The organism is Limnoglobus roseus, assembly GCF_008254045.1.
GTDB lineage: Bacteria > Planctomycetota > Planctomycetia > Gemmatales > Gemmataceae > Limnoglobus > Limnoglobus roseus.
On sequence record NZ_CP042425.1, the window covers coordinates 6111218 to 6124611 of the forward strand.

14 protein-coding genes, 1 tRNA gene and 1 riboswitch are annotated in these 13394 nt (G+C 62.8%); of the genes, 4 read left to right on the forward strand and 11 right to left on the reverse strand.

Annotated features, from left to right (window positions below):
* Positions 1-7 precede the first annotated feature (7 nt).
* From PX52LOC_RS25710 to PX52LOC_RS25730, 5 genes are read right to left on the reverse strand one after another with little or no spacing between them, the layout of a single operon-like run.
* Positions 8-949 (reverse strand): ABC transporter substrate-binding protein, encoded by a 942-nt coding sequence (locus PX52LOC_RS25710; protein ID WP_149112769.1) that lies wholly within the window; start codon positions 947-949, stop codon positions 8-10.
* Positions 946-1512 (reverse strand): bifunctional adenosylcobinamide kinase/adenosylcobinamide-phosphate guanylyltransferase, encoded by a 567-nt coding sequence (gene cobU / locus PX52LOC_RS25715; RefSeq protein WP_149112770.1) that lies wholly within the window; start codon positions 1510-1512, stop codon positions 946-948. The genes PX52LOC_RS25710 and cobU overlap by 4 nt, the downstream gene beginning before the upstream one ends.
* Positions 1512-2573, reverse strand: coding sequence for a pyridoxal phosphate-dependent aminotransferase (locus tag PX52LOC_RS25720; protein WP_149112771.1), 1062 nt, complete (start codon positions 2571-2573; stop codon positions 1512-1514). The genes cobU and PX52LOC_RS25720 overlap by 1 nt, the downstream gene beginning before the upstream one ends.
* Complete coding sequence (gene cbiB / locus PX52LOC_RS25725; RefSeq protein ID WP_218575162.1) at positions 2570-3514, reverse strand: adenosylcobinamide-phosphate synthase CbiB; 945 nt, start codon at positions 3512-3514, stop codon at positions 2570-2572. The genes PX52LOC_RS25720 and cbiB overlap by 4 nt, the downstream gene beginning before the upstream one ends.
* 25 nt (positions 3515-3539) lie before the next feature.
* Entirely contained in the window at positions 3540-4502 is a 963-nt protein-coding gene (locus PX52LOC_RS25730) for a DUF1559 domain-containing protein (protein WP_168219201.1), read from the reverse strand.
* A 115-nt stretch (positions 4503-4617) separates the two neighbouring features.
* Positions 4618-4814, reverse strand: a riboswitch (cobalamin riboswitch).
* A 189-nt stretch (positions 4815-5003) separates the two neighbouring features.
* On the opposite strand from PX52LOC_RS25730, the gene PX52LOC_RS25735 reads away from it, so the two are divergent.
* Positions 5004-6467, forward strand: coding sequence for a DUF1501 domain-containing protein (locus tag PX52LOC_RS25735; protein ID WP_149112774.1), 1464 nt, complete (start codon positions 5004-5006; stop codon positions 6465-6467).
* A 90-nt stretch (positions 6468-6557) separates the two neighbouring features.
* Here the strand turns inward: PX52LOC_RS25735 and PX52LOC_RS25740 are convergent, their stop codons facing one another.
* The 3 genes from PX52LOC_RS25740 to PX52LOC_RS25750 all read right to left on the reverse strand — a co-directional run bounded on the left by PX52LOC_RS25740 (position 6558) and on the right by PX52LOC_RS25750 (position 8672).
* Positions 6558-6830, reverse strand: coding sequence for a hypothetical protein (locus tag PX52LOC_RS25740; RefSeq protein WP_149112775.1), 273 nt, complete (start codon positions 6828-6830; stop codon positions 6558-6560).
* Positions 6831-7037: 207 nt separating this feature from the next.
* Positions 7038-8159, reverse strand: a complete 1122-nt coding sequence (locus PX52LOC_RS25745) for a DUF1559 domain-containing protein (protein ID WP_149112776.1) — start codon at positions 8157-8159, stop codon at positions 7038-7040.
* 192 nt (positions 8160-8351) lie between these two features.
* Positions 8352-8672: a hypothetical protein gene (locus PX52LOC_RS25750; RefSeq protein WP_149112777.1), complete on the reverse strand. Its 321-nt coding sequence runs from the start codon at positions 8670-8672 to the stop codon at positions 8352-8354.
* Between the two features lie 193 nt (positions 8673-8865).
* Between PX52LOC_RS25750 and infA the strand changes: the two genes are divergently transcribed.
* Positions 8866-9093 carry a translation initiation factor IF-1 gene (infA, locus tag PX52LOC_RS25755; protein ID WP_149112778.1) on the forward strand — a complete coding sequence of 76 codons (228 nt, stop codon included), beginning with the start codon at positions 8866-8868 and terminating at the stop codon, positions 9091-9093.
* A gap of 38 nt (positions 9094-9131) precedes the next feature.
* On the opposite strand, the gene PX52LOC_RS25760 is transcribed toward infA, so the two are convergent.
* Positions 9132-9539, reverse strand: a complete 408-nt coding sequence (locus PX52LOC_RS25760; protein WP_246173795.1) for a response regulator — start codon at positions 9537-9539, stop codon at positions 9132-9134.
* Positions 9540-10169: 630 nt separating this feature from the next.
* Between PX52LOC_RS25760 and PX52LOC_RS25765 the strand changes: the two genes are divergently transcribed.
* Positions 10170-10241: transfer RNA gene (locus tag PX52LOC_RS25765), tRNA-Ile, on the forward strand.
* A gap of 157 nt (positions 10242-10398) precedes the next feature.
* On the forward strand, positions 10399-10638 hold the full coding sequence (locus PX52LOC_RS25770) for a hypothetical protein (protein ID WP_149112780.1): 240 nt from the start codon (positions 10399-10401) through the stop codon (positions 10636-10638).
* A 13-nt stretch (positions 10639-10651) separates the two neighbouring features.
* Here the strand turns inward: PX52LOC_RS25770 and PX52LOC_RS25775 are convergent, their stop codons facing one another.
* Positions 10652-12043 (reverse strand): outer membrane protein assembly factor BamB family protein, encoded by a 1392-nt coding sequence (locus tag PX52LOC_RS25775; protein ID WP_149112781.1) that lies wholly within the window; start codon positions 12041-12043, stop codon positions 10652-10654.
* Positions 12044-12062: 19 nt separating this feature from the next.
* Positions 12063-13373 carry a glutamate-1-semialdehyde 2,1-aminomutase gene (gene hemL, locus PX52LOC_RS25780; protein ID WP_149112782.1) on the reverse strand — a complete coding sequence of 437 codons (1311 nt, stop codon included), beginning with the start codon at positions 13371-13373 and terminating at the stop codon, positions 12063-12065.
* Positions 13374-13394: the final 21 nt, after the last annotated feature.

The window sequence follows — 13394 nt, forward strand, 5'->3', positions numbered from 1 at the left end:
TGTCACATCATTTCTTCTTCGACGGATGCAGTAGCTCGGCCAGTTGCTCCAACCCGTCGAAGAGGCGGGGACCGGCCCGCGAGATGATGTCGTCGTCGATGTGCAGGATGCGGTTCTCGCGGACGGCGGTCAGGTCTTTCCATGCCCCCCGCTTGGCAATGCGGTTGATGCGCTCTGTCGGATCGCCCATCTGCCAGATCAGCACGGCGTCGGGATTGCGGCGGACGATTTCTTCCTCGCTGATCTTCGGGAACTGCTGATCGGCGTCGGCGAAGAGGTTCCGCCCGCCCGCCCGTTCGAGGAGTTGGCCGGGGAAGGTCTTCGGCCCGGCGGTCATGAGCGGTTCTTCCCCGACTAGCAGAAGGACTCGCGGCCGCCGATCCACGGTGATTGCCTCGCACCATTTCTGCAACGTGTTCAAACGCGCTTCGAGTCGATCGGCGAGTGTGTCGGCTTCGGGCCAATGCCCCGTAACAACCCCGAACTCCCGGATGTTGTGGGCCACGTCTTCGAGCGTCTGGGCGTCGAAACTGAGGACCGACAAGTTCAACTTGCGGAGCGGGTCCGTCAGCGTCTGTTGCAGGCGGCCGGTGGTCAGCACGAGATCCGGGTTCAACTCCAGGATGGTTTCGGCGCTGATCGTCTTCGGCGAGAAGCCTCCGACCTTTGTCCTCCGTGCGGCTTCAGGCGGGAAGTTGCAATACGTGGTGACGCCCACCACTTGATCGCCCGCCCCGATGGCGAAGAGGACTTCGGTGTTCGACGGCGCCGTCGAGACGATCCGGAGCGGTTTGGCGGGGAGCGTGATCCTGAACCCCATCGTGTCGGTGACGGTCTGCGGGAACGCGGGGCCGCTCGCAGCATCGGGCGTGGGCGCGTCACCCGACGACTGTGGGCGGCAGCCCGATGCAACCAGGGCGAGCAGGGCACAGATGCGGACGAAAGTCACGGGAAGTTCCCTCGCAGGGCCAGAGACTTGATCTCGACTGGCAACCCGGAAATCAACAGATAGACCTCATCGGCGGCTTTCGCCAGCACCGCGTTCGCACGGCCGAGAAGGTCGCGGTACTGGCGGGCGAGGCGGTTCACCGGCACGATGCCGAGGCCGACTTCATTGGTCACAACGATCACGGTGGCGGGCGACGCTCGCACGGCGTCCAACAGGGCCGCGACTTCGGCCTCTACTGCGGCTTCACTCCGTTCGGGCGGAGTATCTTCGCCGTCCGCGAGTAGGAGGTTGCTGACCAGGAGCGTGAGGCAATCGATCAGGACGGTGGCCGCCTCGCCTGCACGGACCACAGCTCGCCCCACGTCTCGCGCGGCCTCCAAGGTTTGCCACGTGGCCGGTCGGGACTGGCGGTGAGCGGCAATGCGTCGGGCCATCTCGTCGTCCCGGGCCTCGGCGGTGGCGATGAACACGACGTCCTCACCGCCGAGTTGCCGGGCGAGCCGTTCGGCGAAATCACTCTTGCCGCTGCGAGCACCTCCCGTGACTAGAATCAGCCGGCCCATCAGACGATCTCCTGCCGGCATGCGGCCAAGGCCCGGACGAGCCTGGTATTGTCCGCCTCTGCACGACTGCTGATGCGGATGAACCGGGGCAGCCCGAACGACGTGCAATCGCGAACCAACAGTCCGTGTTTTAGCAAGCGGTGGCGGGCCTGCGGTGCGTTGGCCACCGGCACGAGGAAGAACGGCACGGACGAGTCCAGCGGGTGAAAGCCTTCGGCCCGGAGTTGTTGTCGGAGGGAATCGCACGCCCGCCACCACCGGGCGAGCGTTTGTCGCTGGTACTCGTCGTCGCGCAGGGCCGCGATGCCGGCCGCCTGGGCGGGGGCGTTCACGCTCCACGGCGGCTGCACCCTTCGGAGGGGGGTGATTTCCGATTCGATTCCGAAAACGTAACCCAGCCGAAGGCCGGCCAGAGCGTGGGCCTTCGTGAGCGAACGAAGGTGGAGGAGGTTGTTCGACCGCTCGGGGTTGTCGGTTGGCACGACACGAAGGCAGTCAACGTAGGCTTCATCGAGGACGAAGAGCGTGGCGGGATACCGCCGGGCCAGAGACGCAACACAGTCCGGCTCGACCGACCGGCCCGTCGGGTTGTTCGGGCTGGTCACCACCGCGAACCGTGGCCGATGGCGTTCGATCGCATCGGCAAACGCTTCGACGGGCGGGCGGAAGTCCGTCTCCGGCGTGGCGCGACAGACGGTAACTTCGGCCCCCCGCTGCCGGGCGGCGTGCTCCGATTCGCCGAACGTGGGCCCGAGGATCACGACGCGATCGGTGGTCCGCAAATGAGCGACGGCGAGCAACCAGAGTAATTCCGTCGAGCCGTTGCCGACGAGGATTTCGTCCTCGGAGACGTTGCGCCGCCGGGCCAGTTCCTTTCGAAGTTCGCGGCAATGCCGGTCCGGGTACTGGTCGAGGGCCGCGTTTCGAACGGCGTCCCGAACGGCGGGTGACGGGCCGAACGGGTTGACGTTCGCACTGAAGTCGATGACCTGCTCACGGCGAAAACCATAGGAGGCAATCTCGCCGGGGTCGATACCGCCGTGAATGGCTTCCGGGATCATCCCACGACCCTCACCACCAACCAGACGCCCATGCCTGCGGCCCAGAAACCGACCACGATCCCCACGAGCCGGATGGCCCGACCGACGTCGGCGGCCGCCGGCAAGTGAAGGCCCTTACCGAGCCGATAGTGGCCGACCTTCTCTAGTTCAATCCCAAGGCTTCCCGCCGCGGCGGCCATCGGGTGACCCGCGTTCGGACTTACGGTGAGGCGAGCATCCCGCCGCCAGATTCGGAAGCCCTGTCGGATAGAACCCCCTGCCAGTGGAGTTGCGGCGATCAAAAGGCAGGCGGTGACGCGGGCAGGAATTAGGTTCAACAGGTCATCGAAGCGGGCGGGGCATTTGCCGAGCCATTCTCGCGCCGCATCGCGGTAGCCGAGCATGGCGTCGGCCGTGTTCGCGAAGCGGTAAGCCGCGGCCCCCGGCAGTCCCGCAAGGAGGAAGAAAAGCCAGGGGGCCACGATGCTATCGCTGGCATTCTCGGCGATCGACTCGATCGTGGCGGCCGCAACCTGCGATTCGTTGAGGGCGTGCGTGTCGCGGCTGACCAAGTGCCAGGCGAGCAACCGGCGGGCGGCCTCAAGATCGCCGTCCTTCAATCGCGATCGCACCTGCCGTCCGGCGGAACAGAGCCCGCGGACCGAAAACGTCGTTTTTAACAACAGCACCTCGGCCGCAATCCCCACGACCGGCCAACTCTGACGGAGGAAAGAGATGCCGACGCCGACGCCGACGCACAGCACCATTCCGAAAACGACCACGGCGAGGCCCGCGAGAAAGGGCTGTACCCGTCCCCTGGTCGGAGCGATCCGCCAGAGAAGTTGAATCAGCTTGCCCATTGCGGCGACCGGATGCCAGCGGTTCGGTGGGTCGCCGAGCACCAGGTCGAGGGCAAGGGCCGCCAACAGCACGGTCGGATCGCCGAACGGCCACGCCGTCATACCCATGGCCCACGTGACGAAGGCATCAATTGTCCCCCGTGTTGACTTCCCCACCCGCCCGCGACACGAGGGCGGCGAGGGTGTTGATCGTCATCGTCTCGCGGAGGAACCGGACCGACCCGTCGGTGTAACAAGCGTTCACACCACCGGTGTGGAAGGCGTAGAGTTCGTAAGCGTTGGTGCAATTCATGGCACACGGGCCGACGAGGGTGAGACCGTCTGCCGAGGAGCCGTCGATCGAAAACCCTTTCTGGTGGTCGGCCCACACGCCGCCCGACACCTGGCCCGCGCCGATGCCGCCGGATGGGGGCGTGCCCGAGTTCTGCTTGCCCTTCACCCAGTACTCCGGCCGGTTGGCACACTCCGAAATGAGGAGCGTGTTCGACGTCCCGTCGGTGACCTGGGCCATCCGGGAACCGTCGTTGCCGATGACCCCCATGCCGGAGTTCGAGTCGGGGTAGATCGAACTGCCCGCCTGGGCGTTGAGATAATTTCGCAGGCCGGAGCTAAGGCCCCACGTGTTCGTGTAGTCCCACGCCGCCCCGTCGAAAGGCCCTTGCAAGGGGCCGCCGGCCGTGAGCACGAAGTTGGACTGCCCGACCCGGCCCGACTTGGCCGACGGGCAGAGGAAGGTTTTCACCTGACTCATCCGGGCCGTGAGGTTCACGCTGTCGTCCCAGTTGGCCGAGGTTTGGTTGTAGATCTTGCGGACGTTCTCCTGTTCCAGATACGGCAACACGAGGGCGACCCAGCCGTGCCGGTAAGGCGTCGACTGGCCGTACACGGGAAACTTTCCCTCCACGCCTTCGTAACCGAGCGAGGCCAGGCCGAGTTGCTTGAGGTTGTTCTGGCACGACATGCGGGAGGCCGCTTCACGGACCTTCTGCACGGCGGGCAAGAGTAGGCCGATCAGGACGGCAATGATGGCGATCACCACCAACAATTCGATCAGGGTAAAGGCTGGACGACGAAGAACGACAAGACGCACGTGATCTCCCATTCGCCGGTCCGGGCGAAGGCGAACGGGGGGTATTCGGAGGGAAGCCGGGAGGGTCTGCGCGCGCAGACGGAAAACCTGCCCGACGGCCCGTGTCCGAGGCCCCGAACGATGACGACGACAGGCAGGTCTTCTGGCTCTCGGCTCAACCGAAGGTCCGAACCACCTTCCCGTGACCGGGGTCACAGTGGCAATCACGTCCGGACTTCTCGCCGAATACAGCAGCGGCCCTGCGCCGGGTTCTCACCGGCTTCCCTTTTCGCCCCGCCCCGAAGGGAGGAGACCTGTCGCGATGGAACCATTCTGAGAACTGAGCGGGGCGCTGACAATGCGCCGGGCGGGAAGATGCCGAAATGGCACGAACACCCCTGCGATTCTCGGGGACCGCGTTTCCACTGTTCGGCGGCGAGAATCGGTGTAAGCTGGAAAAATAGACTTGGGACTGGCGTCCTGGGCCGCTAGCATAGATTGTGAACATTCTGGAGATATTCCATGAGCGGCTCGAACCAATTCTGTCGTCGGACCCGCCGTGAGTTTCTGTGGGATAGCGGCGCGAAGTTCCCTGGGCTTGCCATCACGGGGATGTTGGCGGGCGATCAATTCTTCAACAAGGCGTCTGCGAATGAGAAACTCTCGCAGCACTTGCTCAACCCGATGGCGGAAAAGCCGCCGATGCTGCCGGCCAAGGCGAAGTCGGTCATCTTCATCTTCTGCTACGGCGGACCGAGCCACATCGACACGTTCGACCATAAGCCGTACCTGACCGGCAAAGACAACAAGATGGTGCCGATCAAGACGTTCGGCCGCGGCGGCAAGAAGAACGTCGGCCGGATCGTCGAGCCGCGGTGGAAGTTCAAGCAGCACGGTCAGAGCGGGGCGTGGGTCAGCGAACTCTTCCCGCACCTCTCGACGTGCGTGGATGACATCGCCTTCATCAAGAGCATGTACGCCGAGTCACCGATTCACGGCTCCGCCCTGCTCATGATGAACTCGGGGCGGCTACTCTCCGGCAACCCGTGCCTCGGCAGTTGGGTCACTTACGGCCTCGGCAGCGTGAACCAAAACTTGCCGGGCTTTGTGGTCATGCTCGACAACAGCGGCGGGCCGATTAGCGGGCCGAAGAACTGGAGTAGCGGCTATATGCCAGCCGCGTATCAGGGCGTCACCCTCCGTGCGAGCGGCACGCCGATTTTTGACTTGAAGCCGCCCGAAGGCTTCACCCGCGAGCAGCAGCGAACTCTGTTGGACCACCTCAAGGAAAAGAACCAGGAGCACCTGGCGACCCGCGCGGACAACAGCGAACTTGCGGCCCGGATCGCGAGTTACGAACTCGCGTTCAAGATGCAACAACACGCCCCGGAGGCGGTCGATTACACGAAGGAAACGAAGGAGACGCTCGACCTCTACGGCATCGACGGCACGCGGACGGAAGACTTCGGTCGGAAGTGTCTGCTCGCCCGCCGGTTGGTCGAACGCGGGGTGCGGTTCATCCAGGTGTACAGTGGCGGTGCCCACAACGACGAGAACTGGGACGCCCACTCGGACATCGCCAAGAACCACAACAAGCATTGTGGCGACACCGACAAGCCCGTGGCCGGCTTACTAAAGGACTTGAAGCGTCGTGGTCTCTTGGACTCGACCATCGTGATCTGGGGTGGCGAGTTCGGCCGGCAGCCGACGGCAGAGTACGCCACGGGCACCGGCCGCGATCACAACAGTTACGGCTTCACGATGTGGATGGCCGGTGGCGGCATCAAGCCGGGTATCTCGGTCGGCAAGACCGATGAGTTCGGCAACAATGCCATCGAAGACCGCTTCCACGTGAAGAACCTGCACGCGACGGTCCTTCAACAAATGGGCCTCGACCCGAACCACCTGACCTACTTCTACGGCGGCCTCGACCAGAAACTCGTGGGCGTCGAAGGGGCGGAGCCGATCAAGCAAGTCATCGCGTGATCGCATCGGATCATCGCGGGTCGATCCCGACGGGGAATGAGAATGTCATTCCCCGTCGGGACCAAATCACCTGTCTCATCGCTGATGTGTTTACTTCAAATCGAAGACCAACGGAGTGGTACCGTCCTTGATCTCGGCATGTTGACCGCTCGTGGCGAACTTCGTGAACTTGGCGGGCAGCGTCGTCTTTCGATCTTCCATGTCCAAGGCGACCCGATACTTGGCCAGGAATAACTTCGTTTTGAACGCCCCGTTGGCGACAGTCGCGTTCGCCTCTCGGCCCTGACCCGGCGTTTCGGGTTCGAAATAGATGTTGCCGCTCTTCAGTGGTTTGCCGTCGGCCGTGTTAACCGTTCCCGACACGTCAACGTACTCACCCATCGCAGGGGAGGGTGAAGTACCACATCCGGTCAGACACAACGGCCCGAAGGCCAGGAAAGTCATAACAGTCCGCATGATTCGAGAATATTTGAGCATAAACCTCGCCTTGATCGATAGTTGGGGAATGGAAATGCCCGTCGGATCTTAGATCTCGACGGGCTTCGAAATTTCAGTGGGACTAAAGTTCAATCAGTCGAGGGTAACCGTTTCACCGAAGCTCGCCGTGCAGATGGCGCGGAGTACTTGCGGGGTGATCGTGTCTCGGAGGAACTGGATGTGGCCGTCGCCGAACACGGCTTGGCAGCCGCCCGTGTGGAAGCTGAATGGTTCGTCGTTCGGGCCGCAGTTGTTCAAACTCCACGGGCAAGCCGCGCCACCGCCACGCGGATTCGAGTGATTGTTAATCTTGGCCTGCGTATTACCACCGGAAGCCGTCACGGCCTTATGAGGGCCGGACACACCGTTGCCGCTGTCCGGTTCAGCCCACCGATAGTTGTTTCGGAGCATCGTCGGGGATGGCGACGACGATCCACTGTAGGCCTTGTAGTTCGCGAGCATGAACGGGGTGAAGGACTCGTGGGCCTTGCCCACGTCCTCGATCATGGCGATGGTGTTACTCGTGCCGTCTGTCGCGCCCACCGCCGTCCGACCGGATCGCTTTTGAACCACCGCCGTGTTGGTCGTGTAAACGTCCGTAATGGCAGGCGGGGAAGCCGTGCCGGAGTTCAGGACCAAGTAGTGCAGGGTCAAGAAGCCGTCGACGCGATACGTCGAAGTCGTGTCGGGCGAACTGAGTTGAGCCCGAGCGCCCGTGTTCGGGTCGATGTCCGTGTAAGCGACCGTCATGTAGTCGGTTTGGCCGTAGCCTTGCGGGTCATCTTGGTACACGGGATTCGACGGGCAAAGGAAGGTTTTGATTTTCACCTTGCCCGCGTTGGTGGCGAAGTTCGTCGGGTGGTCGTACGGGCGGGAGATGTCCGCGAACATTTTGTACGCCGCGTCTTGCTCGACGTACGGCAACAATTGGGTCAGGGTCGATTGGACATCGAAAGCCGTCGAGACCGTGCCCGCGTTGGTGTAATTGCCCTCACCACTCGTGGGAAAATATTGGTTCGTGCTTTCGTAATTGTGCAGACCCAGGCCGATCTGTTTGAGGTTGTTCGAGCAGGTGCTGCGGGCGGCGGCTTCACGAACCTTCTGAACCGCGGGGAGCAGGAGGCCGATGAGGATGGCGATGATCGCGATCACCACCAGCAGTTCGATCAGCGTGAACCCACGGCGGGTTGGGCGAAAATAGAGCGAATCGCTCAAGGAGAGACTCCTACAGGGTGAAGCCGCCGACGCGAACGCGCGACGGCTGGACGTTCAGAATGTTACTCGAAGATAAGTGGAATTCGTGAAGAGAATGTGAAGTGCTTGTGGAACTTGGCAACGGTCGGCTGGACGTGAGTTCGAAACGTGGTGCGACGGAGGTGGCACCACGTTTCGACGAATTCGCCCTCGTTAGGGCGTGTTCCCGATAAACCGCAAGTTGTAGAGTTGGAGTTCTGTCAGCGTTGCCCCGCGGACTTGATCGTTCCGGATGCGGTTCGCAACCGCTAGGGCTTCCTTGTCCTTACCCTGTTCGTGAAGACGGCGACTCCACGACCGGACTGCGTTGTCGTGAACCGCGTCGTCCTGAATGGCCGCCATGGCGCTGTACGGGTCGTCGGCGAGCGACGGAGTTGGTGACTGTTCTTCCCTACCCGCGGGTTTGGACCAACGGGTCCCGGCGCATCCGGCGACCAACCCCACGACGAGCGCAGCCTGAATGGTTTTAAGCATTTTGGAATCCCCCACGGCGGGAATAGCAAGTCATCCGAGTCGACACAAGAGCGTGTTGAAGCGGCCGTGTTTCCGATTGGACAGGTTACCCCTCGTAATCGAACCCAATTTCAAGTACAATGCTTTTATAACGTCCGCCAGGAGAATAATCCCGCGGACCGTTTCGTTCGCCCCCACCACAACTGAGGACCGTATGCACAAAGTCAAGGAAGAGGCAATTGAGGTCGAGGGCCGCGTCAAAACGGCGCTCCCGAACACAACCTTCCGAGTCGAATTGGACATCGGCGGGGAGATTCTCGCACACATCGGCGGGAAAATGCGTAAGCACTACATCCGCATCATCCCCGGCGACCGGGTGAAGGTGGAAATCTCTCCGTACGACCTGACCCGCGGGCGGATCACGTTCCGCATCCGAAACTGACGGCGGACTGTTCAGCGATTTCGATCGGTTGTGGGAAATCACGCCTGTGCGGTTTCGAGAAACCGCCCGATTCGGTCGAGAATGCCTTCTAGTATCGCTGGATCGACCGGCTTGGCGAGGAAGAGATCGACGCCGGCAGCGGCCACTCGTGCGCGGTCCGGTTCGGTCGTGCAACCCGTTAATGCAATGAGGAACGGCCGCTTACTGAACGGCCGCTCAAGGATCCGTTCAACCATTTCACATCCGTCCATGCCCGGCATCGCGATGTCGAGCAAAATCACGTCATACGATTGGTCTTCGACTCGCTTCAAGGCCTCGGCGGCCGAGTAGACGGCCGTGGCGTCGTGACCGGATAACGTGAGAACTGCTGCCGTCGTGTCAGCCGCATCTTGGAAGTCGTCCACGACAAGAACGAAAAGGCTGGGACGATGAACAGGGTCAGCCATCACCAATTTCCCGTTGAGTGTCAAGGCGACAAGGTTGGGCTGGCCTGGGGTGTGCGCAATTTTACGCGGGCGTACCTGGGGCAGACAACGGGGCCGTCGCGAGGAGAGTGAAAATCGCAGAAGTGAACGCCCGCCCGAGACCGCTATAGCCCGGTCAACCACCCCGACGGGAAGCGTATCGCACAATGTCGACTCGGCTGTGGAGCCCGAGTTTCTCAAACGTCCGGGTCTTAAAACGTCTCGACCGGATCACGCTCGTGGCCATCTGCCCAACGATCTCCTTAGTATTGTGAGCGGACGATAAACGCAATGTACATCGAGGCAACTGCGGCACGTAGCGTAGGAAGAGAGTAACAAAATCGTGGCCGCGGCGATGTGTGGTAGCTTGTCTCCAAAGTTGCAACCGCACCCAGAGAGGCTTATTCGGCCCAGGAACCTCACAAATCACACAGTGTCCACGAGAGGAAGCTGGTAAGATCTCTACACCGGCCAACCGGCCGGTCTGACCACTCAATCGGGAGACGGCAATGGGAAAGGGCAACAACTCGCAAAGTAAGGAAAAGAAGAAGCCGAAGAAGGGGGCGAAAACCGCTCCGGTGAAGTCGCCCCCGCCCCCCAAGAAGTGACCCGGCAGGGGTGGAGTAGCAGTCAACTCATCGGGCTAATTCCCCGAAGCCGTGGGTGCGAATCCCACCCCCTGCGGTTTTTGAACAATTCGCTTCCCAACACTTCCAGACTGCGGGTTCGCCCGAACAATTCCGCGGGCGACCGTGTTTCCATTTGACGGCTCACCCCCATCACGTTACCATCGTTCTCGTGCGGCCGTGCGAACCTCCTCTCCCTCTCGGGTGCCCGCCGGATGAAATCCCTTCTCCCCCGCCTCTTCGCCGCGGCACTCGCCGCCGGCGCGGTACTGTACGTCACCCGGGCCTATGCCGAGTACGGGCAATTCTCTCGCGAACTCCAGGTTAACGATGCCGAGGGCGAGAGTCTGGATTACCGGACGCGCGCGCGATACCTCGAAGTGAGTGAGCGGCTGCGCCAACGGGCAGCGGCAGACGTGAACCAACAAGTTGTGGCAGTCCGAACCGAGCGATAGGCGGAACCGCCCGTCAACTGTCCGGCGATACGTCGAAGCAGACGATCCGCGTGTTGTCGCGCAGGTACAGTCGGCCGTCCAGCAGTACCGGGCTGGCCCAGCATTCGCTGCCCTTCATCACCTTCTCTTGCTTGTCGATCAAGTGGAAACTCTCGGGCGTCGCTTCAGCCAGAAAGAGTGTGCCGTCTTGCGTCAGGCCGATGAGGTACTTGTCCGCGAGGATGACGCACCCCTGACTGATGCCGCTGCCATCCCAAACTTCCGTGCCTTCGCGAAGGTTGATGCACCGGAAGACATTCTGGTCGAAGCCGTACAGGAAGCCGTCCTTGTGGACGCAGGTCGCGTGGTGGTTGCGCATCAGCTTGCCGGGGCGGAAGTAGACCGGCTTGGCCGTCATTTTTTCGCCCTCCGGTTCCACGTGCAACAGGGCACACCCCTTCCCATAACTCGATGAGATGAACACCCAGTCGTCGACCACGATCGGCGTGGCGATGTTCCCCTCGAACTGAGTGACCCACGGGTGGGTGAAGAGAACCTCGCCGTCGGCGGCGCGGAGGCCGAGCAGCGCGTTGCCGGTCATGGCCAAGACGACGCGAACGCCGTTGAAGGTGGCGGCGATGGGGGAACTGTAGCCGTTCGGGTTGGACCCGCTCGCCCAAACCTTCTTGCCGGTGACGCGGTCGAAGGCGGCGACCGATCCCGACTTCCCGCCCGGTTGGACGATGACGAGGTTCCCCTCGATCAACGGCGAAGACGCCGCACCCCACTGCGGGAGCGTCGCGCCGAATTCTTGCAACAAGTCGTGCCGCCAGAACTCCTTCGGCGGCTGGCCGCGGGTTGGCTTGGCTTCCAGACAGATGAACTGCCCCGTCCCTCCGAGGAAGTAGACGCGGCTGTCGTGGACGGTCGGTGTGGACCGCGGACCGGCCCGGTACCCGCCGGCGATGGCCGAGTAGTCGGCGGGCGAACCCCACTCCCAGAGCGGCACGGCGGTGGCCGTGTCGATGCACATCACGGTCTCCGTCTTCGCATCGGCGTCATAACTGGCGGTGTACAACAACCCGTCCACGACGCTACACGACGAATACCCGCCCTTGCACGGCACGGACCAGAGTTCGCGCGGCGACCGCTTGTCCCAGTTGGTGCGGAACGCTCCCGCCGGCGCACGGCCGTCGCGGTTTGGCCCCCGCCACTGGGGCCACCCACTCGCGACGGCCGCGGTCACGTCCGGCAGCTTCGCGGTCTTGAGTTTCTCGATCTCCGCAATATCGGTTGACTCGCGGTCGAAGGCGTTCGGGAATCGCTTCAAAAGGAGATACCCGGCCGCCACGCCGACGCCGAGCATCCCGATCACGACCAACGCGATTCGCCACTTCGAGCGGGAACGGTGCGACTCATTCGCCATGCGAAACTCCCATCCGAATTCAGACCTGCGCCATCGCGCGGAGCGAATCGCTCGCGGCCGTGATCGTTTCTTGAAGGTGCTCGTCCGTCATGGCCGCGCAGGTGAAGGCCGCCTCGAACTGGCTACACGGGAGGTAGACGCCACGGTCCATCATCTCCCAGAAGAACCGGGCGAATTTCTGCTTGTCGCTCGCGACGGCCGTCTGGTAGTTGGTGACGGGGGCGTTCGCGAAGAACAGCGTCCACATGCTGCCGATGCGCTGGAGTTGGTGGGCGTGCCCGTATTGCTTCGCCGCGGCCGTGATGCCCGTGGCGATTTGTTGAGTGAGTTGGTCGAGGCGCTGGTACGGGGGATTCTGCTTCAACTCTCTCAGGGTGGCGATGCCGGCGGCCATCGCGACCGGGTTGCCGGAGAGCGTACCCGCCTGGAAAACCGGGCCGGCTGGCATGACCTTCTTCAGGATGTCGGCCCGGCCGCCGTAAGCCCCGACCGGGTAGCCGCCACCGATGATCTTGCCGAGCGCGGTCACGTCCGGAGTGTCGCCGAACAACTCTTGCGCGCCGCCGTAGGACAGGCGGAACCCGGTCATCACCTCGTCGTAGATCAGCACGCTGCCGTGGTGGTGGGTGAGGCGGCGAAGTTCCTTGCGGAATTCGGCCGACGGCGGGATCAGCCCCATGTTGCCGACGACCGGTTCGAGGATCACGCCGGCAATCTGGCCTCCCTTCGCGGCAAAGAAATCGGCAAGTTCCTGCACGTCGTTGTACTGGAGGATCAGCGTGTCCTGGGTGCAGCCCTTCGGCACGCCGGGGCTGTTCGGCACGCCGAGGGTGAGGGCACTCGACCCGGCTGAGACGAGGAGCGAATCGACGTGGCCGTGATAACAGCCAGCGAACTTCACGATCAAATCACGGCCGGTGAAGCCGCGGGCGAGACGGATCGCGCTCATCGTGGCTTCGGTGCCGCTCGACACGAACCGCACCATCTCGACGCTCGGGATGGCGGCGACGACCATCTCGGCGAGTTCGGTTTCGAGTTCGCACGGCGCGCCGTAGCTCGACCCGTTGTTGATGGCCGCGATGGTCGCCTCGACGACGGCCGGGTGCCGGTGGCCCAGGATCATCGGCCCCCACGACCCGATGAAGTCCAGGTAGCGGTAGCCGTCCACGTCGAAGAGGTATGGTCCGTCGGCCCGCTTCACAATGATCGGCGTGCCGCCCACGCCGCCGAACGCGCGGGCCGGGCTGTTGACGCCGCCGGGGATGGACCGGGTGGCCCGTTCGAAGGCGGCCGCACTCTTCGGGCGGGCGACGCGGGAGGGGTTCGTCATAATCCTTCCAGGGGAATCGGA